We start from the raw sequence: 15,280 nt of genomic DNA on the forward strand, positions 1-15,280 counted from the left end.
CGGGCTCGATGTCGAGCCCGTCCGGCGATGGTTCACCGCACTAGCTGGGCTGGAGCCGGTAGTCGGGGAAGTTGCCGGGCAGTCGCTCGTCGGCCGGGCCCTGGGTGACGGACCTGACCAGCAGTTCGCCGCCGACGAAGGCGCCGCGCCAGGAGGCGCCGAAGCCGCCGAAGAGCTCCTCGCGGTCGCCGCGCGAACGCGGCTTGCTGTGGCCGACCTTGAAGGCCCGGATCTGCGGGGCGAGCCGGTCGAAGGTTTCCGGGTCGTCGCAGGCCAGGGTCGCCACCAGCGCGCCGTTGCTGGCGTTCATCGCGGCCAGCAGTTCGGCCTCGGTGTCGACCAGTACGAGCGTATCGACCGGGCCGAACGGTTCCGCATGGTGCAGCGGCGAGGTCGAGGGCGGGTTGAGCAGGGTGACCGGCGGCAGGTAGGCGGAAGTGTCCTGGCCGGGCAGGAAACGGCCCTCGGCGAGGGACCCGTGGTGCAGCGGGATGGCGCCGCGGCTGATGGCCTCGGAGACCAGGTCGCCGAGCTCCTTGGCCTTGGCGGCGTTGATCAGCGGCCCGAAGTCCAGCTCGGGCAGGTCGTCGTCCGGGTGCTCGACGGCCAGCGGGTGGCCGAAGGTGACAGCCTGGACGCCCGGCAGGTAGGCGGTCAGGAACTGGTCGAAGGTGGCGCGCTGCACGACGAACCGCGGGTAGGCGGTGCAGCGCTGCTTGGCGTAGTCGAAGGTCTTGCGGATATGGCCGGTGAGGGTGGGCCAGTCGGTGTAGTTCCACACGCCCCAGGCGTTGAGGCCCTCCTGCTCCAGGATGTGGCGCTTGCCGAGGTCCGCGACGGAGGCGGCGACCCGGCCGCCCGCGTCCCGGCCGCCGACGAAGGAGACGCAACCGATCTCCGGCGCCCTGACCAGCGCTTCGGACAGCTCTCCGCCGCTGCCGCTGACCAGCGTGACGGGCAGGCCTTCGCGGGCGGCCAGCGCGGTGGCGAGGGTGAGGCAGGCGAGACCGCCGTCGGTGGGGGTCTTGGCTATGACGGCGTTGCCGGCAAGCGCCTGCACCAGCATGGCGTGGACGAGGACGCTCATCGGGTAGTTCCAACTGGCGATGTTGCTGACCGGCCCCGGCAGCGGGGTGCGGCCCTCGACCATCCGGTCGATCTCGCCGACGTACCAGCGCACGCCGTCGATCGCCCGGTCCACGTCCGCCTGGGCAAGACGCCAGGGCTTGCCGATCTCCCACACCAGCAGCAGCGCGAGCAGTTCGCGGTGCTCGGTGAGGGCGTCCAGGGTCGCGCAGACGCGCGCCTTGCGTTCGGCGAGCGGCACCTCGCGCCACGCGCGGTGCTGGTCCAGCGCCGCCCGTACCGCCAGATGGGCGCTGGGCGCGTCCAGCCGGGGCAGGGCGGCGAGAGGAGTGCCGTCGACGGGCGAGGTGGTCGGCAGCAGCCGGCCGTCGGCCTGCCACCGGCCGTTCCAGTAATTGAGCACACGATCATCACGGAACGCCTCGGGGGCGACCTCGACGCAACGCCGCCACGCGTCCGACCAGGCCGTACCGGGCTTGAGGATGAGGGTCATCTGTTCTCCGCTCGTTCGGGGCGGATCTCGCGCAGAGCACCACCGCGCGTATAGACGAAGCCGCGCACCACATCGGTATGGGGCAGCTCTTGGTTGTCACGGAGCCGGATCAGGCACGCCCGTAGATCGTCGGCGGGGTCACCGAGAGCCGCACAGTCCTCGTGGTGTACCAGCAGGATTTCACTGGTTCCGCCTACAGTCTGACTCAAGCGCAGCGAGCGGAGGGTGTCGTCGGTGACGCATCCGCCCGCGTTGCGGATGACATGGGCGTCGCCCGGCCGCAGTCCGAACATCGTCTCGACGCCCAGGCGGGCGTCCATGCACGCGACGATAGCGACCCGGGTTCTGGGGCGCCGCGACTTCGGGTCAAGTGGGGTGAGCGCCACACCGGCCGGGTCAGGAGCCGGCGGGCGCGCCGTCGGCGGCCGAGCGCCCGGCGATCACTTTGTGGTGGCGGACGACCTCGCCGATGATGAAGTTGAGCATCTTCTCCGCGAAGGCCGGGTCCAGCCGGGCGTCCTCGGCCAGCTTGCGCAGCCGGGCGATCTGGGCGGCCTCGCGGGCCGGGTCGGCGGGCGGCAGGCTGTGGGCGGCTTTCAGCTCGCCCACCTGCTGGGTGCATTTGAACCGCTCGGCGAGCAGGTGTACCAAAGCCGCGTCGAGGTTGTCGATGCTGCCCCGCAGATACAGCAGGCGCGTCCGGACCTCGTCGTCGGCGACGAAGGCACCTCCGGCGGTCGGCTGCTCAGTCATATCTCTCTCGCGTTCCTGGATCAGGCCGTGTCGGCGTGCTGGTGGTACGAGGTGCGGGGCTGGGCGCCGGCGGCGGCGCCGCGCCCCACAGTAGTCCCGGGCAGTCGAGGCGACCTCGCCGCACGACCACCCCGTCACTCATGGCAACCTCTGTACAAAGGGCCGCTTCGGATATCGCTTGGTCGGACGCATCCGACATGTACAGAACCGGGACTGATCAGCATGGGACGGGTAACCGAGCGCCGCCGCGTACTCCGCATCCGGGACGGTGCGGCCGGGCACCGCGCGGACACGCTGGTGGCGGAGGAACCACTGGAGATCCGGCTGAACGGGAAGGCGCTGGCCATCACGATGCGCACCCCCGGCGACGACTTCGCGCTCGCCGCCGGGTTCCTGGCCAGTGAGGGCGTCATCGGGCGGGCCGACGAGATCGCGAACATCGTGTACTGCGCGGGCGCCACGGTGGACGGCTCCAATACGTACAACATCGTCGACGTGCGCCTCGCCGAGGGCGTGATCGTCCCCGACATCACGCTGGAGCGGAACGTCTACACCACGTCCTCGTGCGGCCTGTGCGGCAAGGCCAGCCTGGACGCGGTGCGGACCAACGCCCGCTGGAAGATCGACGACACTCCCCCGGTCCGTATCGGCACGGATCTGCTGGCCGTCCTCCCCGACCGGCTCAGGGCGTCCCAGCAGGTCTTCGAACGGACCGGGGGGCTGCACGCCGCCGCGCTCTTCACGCCGGACGGCGAACTGGTGGACGTGCGCGAGGACGTCGGCCGGCACAACGCCGTCGACAAGCTCGTCGGCCGCGCCCTCCAGCAGGATCTGCTGCCGCTCTCGAACCTGATCCTGCTGGTCTCGGGCCGCGCGTCCTTCGAACTGGCGCAGAAGGCGGTGATGGCCGGCCTGCCGGTGCTGGCGGCGGTCTCGGCGCCGTCGTCCCTGGCGGTGGACCTGGCGGCCGAGGCAGGACTGACCCTGGTCGGGTTCCTGCGCGGCTCCTCCATGAACGTGTACGCGGGTGAGCACCGGATCATCCTGCGGACCGCGGCCGACGGGAACTGAGGCCGTCCGCGCACACGAGCGGGGACCGGACCGGCGGGATGCGCCCCTGCGCCGCCCGGTCCCCGCTGCCCGTAGGCTCGCGCTCGCGGTGGAGGGTGTCCCCGTCGAGGCGGGCGTCTTCTGCTGAATGCTGTACCGCCGGCTCCGCGCGGGCGACCGGGGGCGCGCACTCCCGCGTACCTGCTCTTCCTCGCGATGGCGCTGTCAGTGCCGGCGGTGGCCCGGATCTGGCCGCCGAAGCCGATCGGCAGGTCGTCGGCGATGTTGTACGCCTGACCCGGCCGGCAGTGCCGCACCGCGAGCGCGACGGCGTCGGCCGCGTCGGCGAGATTCGCCCAGGGCAGCACCCAGCCGTGGTCGGGGGTGACGGGCAGGGCGCGCCTGCGCAGCATCGGCAGCAACTGCTCGGTGCCGCCTTCGCCGTAGAACATCCCGAAGCGCAGGGCGACGCCTTCGATGCCTTCAGTCACCCGTTCCAGCACCTGTTCCAGCGCCCGGTCCACTGGCTGACGGATCCGCCGATCCGCTCGCGCACGACGCCGGTGTCCTGCGGCGGGGCCGCCGGGGCGGGGGCGGGGGCCCGCCGCGCCCAGCGCTTGGCGATCACCGCGCAGACCATCAGCTGCATCTGGTGGAAGAGCATGAGCGGCAGGATCGTCAGCCCCGCCTGGGCGCCGAACAGCACGGTGGCCATAGGCAGTCCGGAGGCCAGGCTCTTCTTCGATCCGGCGAAGACGATGGTGACCCGGTCGGCGCGGCCGAAGCCGAGCCGGCGGGCGGTGTACGAGGTGAGGGCGAGCATCACGGCGAGCAGTACGGCCTCCACCGCGAGCAGTTCCAGGAGCCGCACGGGAGTGACCCGGTGCCAGATGCCCTGCGCCATGCCCGCGCTGAAGGCGGTGTAGACGACCAGCAGGATCGAACCCCGGTCGGCGAAGCCGAGGGACTTCTTGTGCCGGGTGAGGAATCCGGTGATCCAGTGGCGGAGCAACTGCCCGGCGAGGAACGGCGCGAGGAGCTGCAGCGCGAGGTCGAGCACCGAGCCCGCCGAGACCCCGCCACCGCCGCCCAGCAGCAGCGCGGCCAGCAGCGGGGTGAGGAAGACGCCGATCAGGCTGGAGAACGAGCCGGCGCAGATGGCGGCGGCGACATTGCCCCGGGCGATCGAGGTGAAGGCGATCGAGGACTGGATGGTGGACGGGAGCAGGCACAGGAAGAGCAGACCGGTGTACAGCTGCGGGGACAGGGCGTACGGGACGAGCCCGCGGGCGGCCAGGCCGAGCAGCGGGAAGACCGCGAAGGTGCAGGCGAGCACGGTCAGATGCAGCCGCCAGTGCTTGAGGCCTTCGAGGGTCTCGCGGGTGGACAGCCGCGCGCCGTAGAGGAAGAAGAGCAGCGCCACCGCGCCCTTGGTCGCGCCGCTCGCGGCGGTGGCGGCTCCGCCGGTGGCGGGCAGCAGCGCGGCGAGCAGAACGGTCCCGAGCAGTGCCGCGATGAACGGATCGACCGGGAGCCAGGCGGGGTACGTGGGGCGGCGCATCGTCCTACTTCTTGCTTCTTGCGGTTGCATCGGCTCGGTTGTCCCGGGTCGGTTGTCCCGGCTCGGTTGTCCCGGCTCGGGCTTCGGCTCCGGCGGATTCCCTCTCCAGCGTCCTCCTCATTCCGGCGATCGGGAATCCCTCTGGCCACGCTGACTGTTATCGCTGATCACGATAACCTGGCGGGATGTACGACCCGGCGCAGTTGAAAACGTTCCTGACCGTCGCCCAGACCCTGAGCTTCACCCAGGCCGCCAGGCGGCTGGGCCTGCGGCAGTCCACCGTGAGCCAGCACGTCCGCAGACTGGAGGACGCCACCGGCCGGCAGCTGTTCTCCCGCGACACCCACAGCGTGGGGCTGACCGAGGACGGTGAGGCGATGCTCGGGTTCGCCCGCACGATCCTGGAGGCGAACGAACGGGCGGCCGGCTGGTTCGCGGGCACCCGGCTGCGCGGGCGGGTGCGCTTCGGGGTGTCGGAGGACCTGGTGACACCGCGGCTGCCGGAGATCCTGGAGGGTTTCCGCGTCGACCACCCCGAGGTGGACCTCGAACTGACCGTCGAGCTGTCGGGCGCCCTGCACGAGCGGCTGGCCGCCGGGGAGCTCGACCTGGTGCTCGCCAAACGGCTCGGCGAGGGCGGCCCGGGACAGCTCGTCTGGCGCGACAAGCTGGTGTGGATCGGCGCCGGGGGCCGGCGGCTGCGGCTGGATCCCGACCGGCCCGTCCCGCTGATCGTCTATCCGCCGCCCGGCATCACCAGGGCGCGCGCCCTGGACGTGCTCGGCCGGCAGGGCCGGGCCTGGCGGATCACCTGCACCAGCCGCTCGCTGAGCGGGCTGACGGCCGCGGCCCGCGCAGGTCTCGGCGTGATGGTGCACGCCCAGGGCCTGATCCCGGCCGGCCTGGTCCGGATCCCGTCCCGGGCGGGCCTGCCCGAGCTCGGCGGCGTCGAGTTCGTTCTGCTGCACGGCCGCCACCGCGGATCGGCGCAGGAGGCGGCGGACGCGGCGGACGCGCTGGCCGCCGCGATCCTGGCCGGCGGCGACCGGCTGCACCGGCCGGTGTGAGCCTTCCGGATCGGCCGGTGTGAGCGCATCGGACTGAACGGTGCGAGCCCGCAGGAACGGCCGGCGTGAGCCCGTAGGACCGTCTCAGCGCCGCCGCTCCTCGTACGCCAGGTGCTTGACGCGGCGCACCGAGGGCGCGGTCTCCACGTGCTGCACCCCGTCGAGCGCGCCGATCTTCTCGCTCAAGTAGCGGTACAGGTGCGCGGTGTCGCGGCAGAGGACGACGGCGAAGAGGTTCGACGAGCCGGTGGTCGCGCAGGCGAAGGCGATCTCGGCGTGGTCGGCGAGCGCCTGGCCGACGGTGGAGAGGGCCGAGGGCCGAACGGTGAGCCAGAGGACGACATGGGCGCGGTAGCCGAGTTGCACGGCGTCGAACTGGATGTCGATGAAGAGTGCTCCGGTGCGGCGCAGCTGCTCCAGCCGCCGTTTGGCGGCCGACTCCGACAGGCCGGTGGCCTGCTGGAGCTCCGGGTAGGTGGCCCGGCCGTCGCGGCTCAGCGCGTCGATCAGGGCCTCGTCCTCGGCGTCCAGCCCGATCGTCCCGGTGAAGGGATCCACCGGGGGCGGCGCGAGCGCCTCGACTTCGGCGGGGCTCATCCCGTCGCCCTTGGCGAACCAGCCGAGCCGGCCGCCGTAGAAGGTGTGCAGCAGGCACAGCGCGCTGATCTCCAGGATGCGCGGGGTGCGCGGGAGTTTGCCGAGCATCAGCGCGGCCTGGTCGTCCTCGGTGCGGGGTTCGGCGATGCAGACCAGTTCCGTGCCGCCGGACGTCAGCCCGATCCACTTGGTGTCGGGGCGCCGGGCGAGCGCCTTGGCGATGGGCTCGGCGGCGTCGGGCGCGCAGCGCAGCCGCAGCAGCCAACGGGTGCGGCCGAGCCGGTCGGCGTCGGCGAGACCGAGCACCCGCAGTCCGCCGTCCGCGCGCAGCCTGCGGTAGCGGCGGGCGATGGTCTGGTCCGAGACGCCGAAGGCGGCGGCGATCCGGCTGAAGGGCGCCCGTCCGTCGAGCTGCAGCGCCTGTATCAGCTTGTGGTCCAGCTCGTCGAAGGAAGGTGATTCCACCGCTCAAGCCCCCCTTGATGTCGGAAAGCGACGCTGGATCCGCCATGGCTGGTGGATGCGTCCGCCGCTACCGATCGTAGGGCGGGTCACGGGGTCAACGGGCACCGGACCGGGAGAATCCAGGAGAACGAGGAAACGCGATGCGTAAGTGGGGACCGCTGGTAGCGGTCTGTCTGGGTACGTTCATGCTGCTGCTCGACGTCACGATCGTGATCGTCGCGCTGCCCGACATCACCAGCTCGCTCGGCGCGTCACTGTCGGACCTGCAGTGGGTCATCGACATCTACGCGCTGGCGCTCGCCGCCCTGCTGATCGGCGCCGGATCCGCGGCGGACGTCGTGGGCCGCCGGAAGATGTACGTGGCGGGAACGATCGTCTTCGCGGGTGCCTCGCTCGCCTGCGGGCTGGCGCCGAACACCACGGTCCTGGTCGCGATGCGCGCGGTCCAGGGGATCGGCGCCGCCGCGATGTTCGCGACCACGCTGTCCCTGCTGGCCGCCGTCTACCAGGGCCGGGACCGCTCGGTGGCGCTCGGCGTGTGGGGCGCGGTCAGCGGAGGGGCCGCGGCCCTGGGCCCGATCGCTGGCGGCCTGCTCACCGAGGGGATCGACTGGCGCTGGATCTTCTTCGTCAATCTTCCGGTGAGCCTGGCGGCCGTCTGGCTCACGCTCAAGGTGGTCCCGGAATCGCGCAGGGAGGGGGCCGGGCACCGTATCGACTGGGCGGGCACCGGCACCTTCACGCTCTTCGCGGGCCTGACCACGTACGCGGTGATCCGGGCCGACGCGGTCGGCTGGGGCTCGGGCCGCACCATCGGGACGCTGGTCGCGGCCGTGGCGGCGCTCGGGCTGTTCATCGCGGTCGAGCGCCGGACGTCGCATCCGCTGCTCGACCTGGCGCTGTTCCGCAACGCCTCGTTCGTCGGTGTGATGGCCGGCGCGCTGGCCCTCAACGCCGCCGCTTTCGGATTCCTGCCCTACACGTCCATCTGGCTGCAGACGCTGCTGGGCCTGAGCCCGGTCATCGCCGGCCTGGTACTGGTCCCGCTGGCGGCGATATCGTTCCTCACGGCTGCGCTGGGCGGCAGGTTCCTGCACGGTGCCCCGTACCGGCTGGTCATCGGGACCGGACTGCTGCTGATCGGCGCGGGCGCGTTCGCGCAGAGCGCGCTGGACGCGGGCTCGGGCTGGCCGTCGCTCACCGCCGGGCTGCTGCTGGCCGGGATCGGGGTCGGGCTCGTCAACCCGGCGGTGGCGGGCGCGGCGCTCGCCTCCGTGCCGCCGCACCGCGCGGGCATGGCCAGCGGCGCGGTCAACACCTTCCGCCAGCTCGGGTACGCGCTCGGTGTCGCCGTCTTCGGCACGATCGTCACGTCCCGGATGGAGAGCTCGCTGCGGGGTCAGGTACCCGATCCGCACGGCGCCGCGCGGGCGCTGGCGGGCGGCGGCGCCCAGGGCCTGCTGGGCAGGACACCGGCCGGCGGGCGGGCGGCCGTGGACCACGCGCTGCACGTGGCCTTCGCCTCCGGGCTGAGCACGGCGACCGTGGTGGCCGGCGTCATCGGGATACTGGCGGGGGTCGCGGTACTGCTCCTCGTGAAGACCCCGGCGGCGCGGCCCGTGGCGCCGGGCGCGGCTCCCGCTGGTCCGCCCATCGGCCCGCTCGCCGTGGAGCGCGACTCGGGGTCGATGAGGGAGCCCGCGGTAGAGCGGCGGTAACCGGTTGGCGCAGATTTGGTGGAGATCGGTGGGGCCGGACAACCTTCGGGTGTCCGGCCCTCGGCCATACTTCCCCTTGCGACGACCGGGAACCAGTGCCCTACCAGCACAGACGTCCGAATTACTGGTGCGGACCAACCCTTCCCGGCCGCGCGGCGGATCAGGTAGCTTACGGCCCGCCCGCCGGACAGGCCCAGCGGCTCGAGGAGCACCAGTTGCGCGAGTTCACCGTCCCCCCGATGGCCACGGCGCCCAAGGTCGGAGGACTGGCGGACGCCGTGTTCAGCAACGCCTCCGACCACCCGGACCTCGCGGTGCTGGGGCGCAAGGCGGACGGGCACTGGCAGGACGTGACCGCGGTCGAATTCCGCGACGAGGTGGTGGCGGTCGCCAAGGGTCTGCTCGCGAACGGGGTGCGCTTCGGCGACCGCGTCGCGATCATGTCGCGCACCCGGTACGAGTGGACGGTCTTCGACTTCGCGCTGTGGACCATCGGCGCCCAGCCGGTGCCCGTGTACCCGACGTCCTCCCTGGACCAGGTGCGCTGGATGCTCTACGACTCGGGCGCGGTCGCCTGCGTCGTGGAGCACGAGGACCACGCGATGACGATCGGTGCCGCCGTCGATGAGCTGCCGCAGCTGAACCGGCTGTGGCAGCTCGACGCGGGCTGTGTCGAGGAGCTGATCGCGGCGGGTGCGCACATCGGCGACGAGGTGATCGACCGGCACCGGCTCGCGGTCACCCCGGACGCGGTGGCCACCATCATCTACACCTCGGGCACCACGGGCCGGCCCAAGGGCTGCGTCCTGAGCCATGGCAACTTCATGGCCGAAACCGACAACGTGGTGGCCCGCTGGGAGCCGGTCTTCGCGAACAAGCCCGGCGAGGAGCCGTCCACGCTGCTCTTCCTGCCGCTCGCGCACGTCTTCGGCCGGATGGTGGAGGTGGCCTGCATCCGCCACCGGATCCGGCTCGGTCACCAGCCGAGCATGACCGCCGCCGACCTGCTGCCGGATCTGGCCACCTTCCGGCCGACGTTCGTCCTGGCCGTTCCGTACGTCTTCGAGAAGATCTTCCAGTCGGCCCGCCGCAAGGCGGAGGCGGCCGGGAAGATCGGCCCGTTCGACAAGGCGGTGGAGATCGCGGTGCGGTACGCGGAGGCGCTGGAGGCCAAGGCGTTCGGCACCGGCCACGGTCCCGGCGCCTCTCTGCGGATGCAGCACCAGATCTACGACAAGCTCGTGTACAGCAAGGTGCGCGACGCGCTCGGCGGCCGGGTGCGGCACGGGATCTCCGGCGGCTCGGCGATGGACCGGCGGCTCGGGCTGTTCTTCAGCGGCGCGGGCGTGACGATCTACGAGGGCTACGGGCTGACCGAGACCACCGCCGCCGCCACCGCCAACCCGCCCGAACAGACCCGGTTCGGCACAGTGGGGCTGCCGGTGCCGGGCACCACCGTGCACATCGCGGAGGACGGCGAGATCTGGCTGTGCGGCGGTCAGATATTCCAGGGGTATCTGAACAACGCGCAGGCGACCGCCGAGGTGCTCGGCGACGGCTGGCTGGCGACGGGCGACATCGGCGCGCTCGACAGCGACGGGTATCTGACCATCACCGGCCGCAAGAAGGAGATCCTGGTCACCAGCGGCGGCAAGAGCGTTTCGCCGGTCGGTCTCGAGGACCGGGTGCGGGCCCATCCGCTGATCGCCCAGTGCGTGGCGGTCGGCAACAACCGGCCGTTCATCGCGGCACTGGTCACGCTCGACCCGGACGCCGTCGGGCACTGGCTGACGATGCGCGGCAAGCCGAAGCTGGCGGACGCGGAGCTGGTGCACGACCCGGACCTGGAGACCGAGATCCGGCGGGCGGTGGTCGCCGCCAACACGATGGTCTCGCAGGCCGAGTCGATCCGTACGTTCCGGATCCTCGCCGCCCAGTTCTCCGAGGAACGGGGGCTGCTGACGCCGTCCATGAAGCTGAAGCGCAAGGCCATCGAGAAGGCGTTCCCGGAGGAGATCGAGGCGCTCTACCGGCACTGAGAGCGGCCAGGACCGGGCGATCGGCACCGCCCGCACACATCTGATGGATCGTCACATGATGTGGGAGCAGAAGGTGCCGGTCTTCGGCTGGGGCACCCTGCCCGCCTTCTGCGGCCCCGAGACCACCTACGGCTTCAACGGCTGCCTGGTACCGAGCCCCGGCGGCACCGTCACCCAGTCCTGGCCCGAGGGCCTGGCCAAGGCCCTCGGCGGCGCCAAGGGCAGAAGCGTTGCCCTGATCGCCGCCGACAGCGACGCGGGCAAGTTCGGCATCAGGACGTACACCCAGGGCTTCACGGCCGCCGGCTTCACGGTGACGTACGCCAAGGCGTCGGTCCCGGCCGCCGCCGCGCCGAGAGGCGGCGGAGGTGCTGGGCATCGCGGACACCGTCGCGTATCTGTCGTCCGGCCGGGTGTCGTGGTGCGGCCCGCGCGCCGAGGTCGAGACGGACCGGCTCACCGAGGCCTACCTCGGCATCGCCGCCTCGGCGGACGGAGGTGTGGTCCAGCCATGAGCGACATCGACAGCGGTAGCGGCAGCAGCGGTAGCGGCAGCAGCGGCACCGGCAACAGCAGCGGCAACAGCAGCGGTTACGTGCTGCGCACGGAGGGCATCGGCGTCCGTTTCGGCGGTATCCGCGCCCTGAGCGGAGTCGGCCTCGGTGTCCGCGCAGGCGAGGTGTGCTGGCTGATCGGACCGAACGGCGCCGGGAAGACCACGTTCTTCGACGCCGTCTCCGGCATCCGGCGCCCCGACGACGGCCGGGTGCTGCTCGACGGCAAGGACGTCACCGGCCGCTCCCCCGTCTGGCGCGCCCGGCACGGCATGCGCCGCACCTTCCAGCGGCAGCAGCTGTTCGGGCAGCTCACGGTCACCGACAATCTCGTCGTCGCCCAGGAGTGGGACGGCGGCGGGGGCGGCCTCGCCGCCGACCTGCTCGCCGCGCCGTCACGGCGGTCGCGCGAGCGGCTGCGCCGGTCACGGGCCGAGGCGGTGCTGCGGCAGTGCGGCCTGTACGACCTGCGATCGGCGTACGCGGGCACGCTCCCCGTCGGCCAGGCCCGCATGGTCGAGGTGGCCCGTGCGATGGCCGACCCGCCGCGGGTGCTGCTGCTGGACGAGCCCGCCTCGGGGATGTCGGGCGCGGAGCGCGAGCAGCTCGCCGCCGTGGTGCGGCTGCTCGCCGGGCAGGGGGGGTGCGCGGTGCTGCTCGTCGAGCACAATGTGGCGTTCGTGATGGAGCTGTGCGCCAGGGTCGTCGTCCTGGACCTCGGGACGGTGCTCGCACAGGGCACCCCTTCGCAGGTCAGGGCCGATCCGGCGGTGCGTGACGCCTACCTGGGGACGACGGCCTGACCAGCGGTTTCGCAGGCCTTTCACGAAGAGGCCCCGGGCGCGCCTCCGGGCGGTTTCACGGCGGGCGGGAATGGAGGTCCGGAGGGGATGGTTGAACGAAAAACGCCCTGTACGTCAACGTTAGGATCGCCGCTCGTGAGCAGCAAGGTCCCCTTCATCACTCTCAACAACGGCGTCCGGATGCCGCAGCTCGGCTTCGGTGTCTGGCAGGTGCCGGACGACGAGGCCACGGCGGCTGTCTCCACCGCGCTGGAGGCCGGGTACCGCAGCATCGACACCGCCGCGATCTACGGCAATGAGGAGGGCACCGGCAAGGCGATCGCCGCCTCCGGCGTGCCGCGCGAAGAACTCTTCATCACGACGAAGCTCTGGAACTCCGCGCACGGCTTCGACAAGGCCCTGTCGGCCTTCGACGACTCGTTGGCCAAGCTGGGCCTGGACTACGCCGACCTGTACCTGATCCACTGGCCGACGCCGGCCCGCGACCTGTACAGCGACACCTGGCGTGCCCTGGAGAAGATCCACGCGGACGGCCGCGCCAAGGCCATCGGCGTCTCCAACTTCGGGCCGGCCCAGCTGCGCCGCGTCCTGGACGAGGGGTCGGTCGTCCCGGCCGTCAACCAGGTCGAGCTGCACCCGGACTTCGCCCAGGCCCCGCTGCGCGCCTTCCACGCCGAGCACGGCATCGCCACCGAGGCGTGGTCCCCGCTCGGCCAGGGCAAGGGCCTGCTGGACGAACCGGTGATCGCCGCGATCGCCGAGCGATACGGCCGCAGCCCGGCCCAGGTCGTGCTGCGCTGGCACCTCCAGCTCGGCAACGTCGTGATCCCCAAGTCCGTGACCCCGTCCCGGATCCGGGAGAACATCGACGTCTTCGACTTCGAGCTGTCCGCCGACGACATCGCGGCCCTCACCGGCCTCGACAACGGCAACCGCATCGGCCCGGACCCGCAGGTCTTCAACTGAGGCTGAGCTGATCCGGCCCACGCACGAAGCCGCTGCCCGGCACTGCCGGCCGGCGGCTTCGTGCGTACCGGCGTAACCGCGGACCAGCGGACGTCGTCGTGCTCAGCCGGTGGTCGGGAAGTCTCCGGCGCGCACGCCTGCCACGAACGAGGCGAACGCGGCGGCGTCGAAGACGAGAGCCGGGCCGTGCGGGTCCTTGCTGTCACGGACGGGGACGACGCCGGGGAATCCGGGGGCCACCTCGATGCAGTTGCCGCCGTTGCTTCCGCTGTAACTGCTCTTGCGCCAAGTCGCCGCGCTCAGATCGTGGTTGTCCATGATCGCCGTACGCCTCCAGTGCATCGCTGATCAAAGCGGCTGAGTCGCGGGCCGAGAGTACGTCCGCACTGAGCACATCATAGGTCCGCGCGTGTCGGGCGAAGACGGCCGGATCCTCGCTGAAATGCCCTCTGTCCAGGGATTCCGAGTACACCCACTTACGCCCGTTGGGCAGCGTGATGAGAGACATGGAAGTGTCTGGCGAAACCACGGCGGCGAAGCTGAACGGGGCCACCTGAACACGGATGTTCGGCTGCACCCCAACGGCAAGTAGATGCTCACACTGCCCCCGCATGACCGCTGGACTCCCCACCACGCGACGGATCGAACTCTCGTCGAGTACCACCATCAGAAGCGGACCGTCCGGCCCGAGAAATCGCCGCTGGCGACTCAGCCGGGCCTCGACCCGCTCCTCGACAAGGCCATGGTCCCGGGCTGCGACTTTGCGAGAACAGCGCCCGCGCATAGTCCTCGGTCTGCAACAGACCGGGAATGACCTGAGTCTGGTACTCCCGGAGCCCCACCGCCTCGGCATCCATGTCCGCGCGGCGCTTGAACCAGTCCGGGTGCGCGACGTCAGGGTGCCAGTCGATACGCGGCCAGAGCCGCCCCAAGGTGCCTCCGGTGTCCAGCAGTTCGTCACAAGAGACCGCGAAGGACCGCTGCGGCACTCGCGTGCCCGCCTCCACGCGCGCGATCAACGAGCGGTCGCAAGGGATCCGACTCGCCAGCCTCTCCTGCGACATCCCCGCCGCCTCGCGAAGATCCCGCACCAACTCGCCGAAGACCGCGCCCGAAGTAGCGGCGGAACCCGGCCTGCCATTGCGTCGGTTCATGGCAACTCCCTGTGACAGAACGCTGATGGCACGCCCACGACCTGTCGATCGTAGGCCCGCCGGGCGACGCTTGTTCACAGAAAGTCATCATCCGATCACGCGGCGGGCGAGATCCCGGGCAGACCGAAATGAGCAGCGCAATGACGAAGCCGACAGCGGATCAGGTGCAGAACCTGTTCCGTCCCCAGTTGGAGAGCGTGCCGCTGGCGCGCCACTGGGCCCGGCAGCTGGTGGCGGACGGATGGGGTCTTCCGGACGGTCTGGCCGGTGATGTGGAGCTGGTTGTCGCGGAGTTGACGTCGAACGCGGTCCGGCACGCTCCGCATTCGCGGGCGACGATGGCACGCGGTTTCCTGGTCGTCCTGGCCAGGGAGGCACGCGGCGGTGTCCGGGTCGAAGTGCACGACGCGGGAGACGAACGTCCTCGCGTGCGCACGCCAGGTGACGACCAGGAGCGGGGGCGCGGGCTGTGCATCGTCGAGGCGCTGACGCACACCTGGGGCACCTCTCCCCGGCTGCCGTTCGGGAAGATCGTCTGGGCGCTGCTGGGCGACCCCGCTGCCTGAACGTCCGTCACACGTCGTCGCCTACAAGCCGCCTACACGTCGCCTACACGTCGCCGGCCACCAGCGGGTAGTGGTCGGAGTAGTCGGTGTAGGAGTACGTCGTGAACCAGCTGGTCACCGACCACTTGGGCGAGTGCTCGGGCACGACCCGGTTGTTCCAGTGCGCGGGCCGGGCGTGGCCGTTGCGCAGCCGGGCGTGGTCGAGGCGCTGCGCGGGGTCGCCCGGGTAGCGGTAGGCGGCAACGGAGTTGGTGGCCGGGTCGAAGCTTGCGGCGGGGCCGGGGTTGGCGCCGGGTCCCGCGCCGGGTCCGAAGCCACGGCGGGAGCCGTCGCGGCGGAACCGAGGAGGAGCACGAAGGCACAGGCGGTGGCGGCTCGGGCAAGTCTCACGGAACACTCCCGGCGAAC

14 protein-coding genes and 2 pseudogenes are annotated in these 15,280 nt (G+C 71.3%); 8 read left to right on the forward strand and 8 right to left on the reverse strand.

From position 1 onward, the window contains the following. Positions 1 to 40 precede the first annotated feature (40 nt). The 3 genes from QMK24_RS22985 to QMK24_RS22995 are packed head-to-tail and all read right to left on the reverse strand — an operon-like array spanning position 41 to position 2,332. Positions 41 to 1,579, reverse strand: coding sequence for an aldehyde dehydrogenase family protein (locus QMK24_RS22985; protein WP_283468505.1), 1,539 nt, complete (start codon positions 1,577 to 1,579; stop codon positions 41 to 43). Beyond that, positions 1,576 to 1,965: a carbonic anhydrase gene (locus QMK24_RS22990; protein ID WP_283468506.1), complete on the reverse strand. Its 390-nt coding sequence runs from the start codon at positions 1,963 to 1,965 to the stop codon at positions 1,576 to 1,578. The genes QMK24_RS22985 and QMK24_RS22990 overlap by 4 nt, the downstream gene beginning before the upstream one ends. Before the next feature lie 10 nt (positions 1,966 to 1,975). Beyond that, a complete protein-coding gene (locus tag QMK24_RS22995) occupies positions 1,976 to 2,332 on the reverse strand; it encodes a chorismate mutase (RefSeq protein WP_283468508.1) in 357 nt (118 codons plus the stop codon). A gap of 103 nt (positions 2,333 to 2,435) precedes the next feature. On the opposite strand from QMK24_RS22995, the pseudogene QMK24_RS23000 reads away from it, so the two are divergent. Together QMK24_RS23000 and fdhD are read left to right on the forward strand one after the other, a co-directional pair. After that, positions 2,436 to 2,549 (forward strand): annotated as a pseudogene (locus QMK24_RS23000) (2Fe-2S iron-sulfur cluster-binding protein); the annotation flags it as partial. A 5-nt stretch (positions 2,550 to 2,554) separates the two neighbouring features. Further along, positions 2,555 to 3,403: a formate dehydrogenase accessory sulfurtransferase FdhD gene (gene fdhD / locus QMK24_RS23005; RefSeq protein WP_283468509.1), complete on the forward strand. Its 849-nt coding sequence runs from the start codon at positions 2,555 to 2,557 to the stop codon at positions 3,401 to 3,403. A gap of 466 nt (positions 3,404 to 3,869) precedes the next feature. Here the strand turns inward: fdhD and QMK24_RS23010 are convergent, their stop codons facing one another. Next, positions 3,870 to 4,943 (reverse strand): bile acid:sodium symporter family protein, encoded by a 1,074-nt coding sequence (locus tag QMK24_RS23010; RefSeq protein WP_283468510.1) that lies wholly within the window; start codon positions 4,941 to 4,943, stop codon positions 3,870 to 3,872. A gap of 185 nt (positions 4,944 to 5,128) precedes the next feature. Between QMK24_RS23010 and QMK24_RS23015 the strand changes: the two genes are divergently transcribed. Next, positions 5,129 to 6,010: a LysR family transcriptional regulator gene (locus tag QMK24_RS23015; protein WP_283468511.1), complete on the forward strand. Its 882-nt coding sequence runs from the start codon at positions 5,129 to 5,131 to the stop codon at positions 6,008 to 6,010. An 84-nt stretch (positions 6,011 to 6,094) separates the two neighbouring features. Here QMK24_RS23015 and QMK24_RS23020 read toward each other — a convergent pair whose 3' ends face one another. After that, positions 6,095 to 7,072 carry an Lrp/AsnC family transcriptional regulator gene (locus tag QMK24_RS23020; RefSeq protein WP_283468512.1) on the reverse strand — a complete coding sequence of 326 codons (978 nt, stop codon included), beginning with the start codon at positions 7,070 to 7,072 and terminating at the stop codon, positions 6,095 to 6,097. A 140-nt stretch (positions 7,073 to 7,212) separates the two neighbouring features. On the opposite strand from QMK24_RS23020, the gene QMK24_RS23025 reads away from it, so the two are divergent. From QMK24_RS23025 to QMK24_RS23040, 4 genes are all read left to right on the forward strand, one after another. Beyond that, positions 7,213 to 8,790 (forward strand): MFS transporter, encoded by a 1,578-nt coding sequence (locus tag QMK24_RS23025; protein WP_283468513.1) that lies wholly within the window; start codon positions 7,213 to 7,215, stop codon positions 8,788 to 8,790. 215 nt (positions 8,791 to 9,005) lie between these two features. Continuing rightward, on the forward strand, positions 9,006 to 10,829 hold the full coding sequence (locus QMK24_RS23030; protein WP_283468514.1) for an AMP-dependent synthetase/ligase: 1,824 nt from the start codon (positions 9,006 to 9,008) through the stop codon (positions 10,827 to 10,829). A 595-nt stretch (positions 10,830 to 11,424) separates the two neighbouring features. Further along, positions 11,425 to 12,186 (forward strand): ABC transporter ATP-binding protein, encoded by a 762-nt coding sequence (locus QMK24_RS23035; protein WP_283468545.1) that lies wholly within the window; start codon positions 11,425 to 11,427, stop codon positions 12,184 to 12,186. A gap of 180 nt (positions 12,187 to 12,366) precedes the next feature. Further along, on the forward strand, positions 12,367 to 13,152 hold the full coding sequence (locus QMK24_RS23040; RefSeq protein ID WP_283468546.1) for an aldo/keto reductase: 786 nt from the start codon (positions 12,367 to 12,369) through the stop codon (positions 13,150 to 13,152). 102 nt (positions 13,153 to 13,254) lie between these two features. On the opposite strand, the gene QMK24_RS23045 is transcribed toward QMK24_RS23040, so the two are convergent. Next, positions 13,255 to 13,470 carry a DUF397 domain-containing protein gene (locus tag QMK24_RS23045; RefSeq protein ID WP_283468515.1) on the reverse strand — a complete coding sequence of 72 codons (216 nt, stop codon included), beginning with the start codon at positions 13,468 to 13,470 and terminating at the stop codon, positions 13,255 to 13,257. Between the two features lie 85 nt (positions 13,471 to 13,555). Further along, positions 13,556 to 14,306, reverse strand: a pseudogene (locus QMK24_RS23055) (helix-turn-helix domain-containing protein); the annotation flags it as partial. A 140-nt stretch (positions 14,307 to 14,446) separates the two neighbouring features. Here QMK24_RS23055 and QMK24_RS23060 point away from each other — a divergent pair. Next, entirely contained in the window at positions 14,447 to 14,872 is a 426-nt protein-coding gene (locus QMK24_RS23060; protein WP_283468517.1) for an ATP-binding protein, read from the forward strand. A 43-nt stretch (positions 14,873 to 14,915) separates the two neighbouring features. On the opposite strand, the gene QMK24_RS23065 is transcribed toward QMK24_RS23060, so the two are convergent. Further along, entirely contained in the window at positions 14,916 to 15,269 is a 354-nt protein-coding gene (locus QMK24_RS23065; protein ID WP_283468518.1) for an exonuclease/endonuclease/phosphatase family protein, read from the reverse strand. Positions 15,270 to 15,280 lie beyond the last annotated feature (11 nt).

The organism is Streptomyces sp. PH10-H1, from assembly GCF_030063355.1.
Classification (GTDB): domain Bacteria; phylum Actinomycetota; class Actinomycetes; order Streptomycetales; family Streptomycetaceae; genus Actinacidiphila.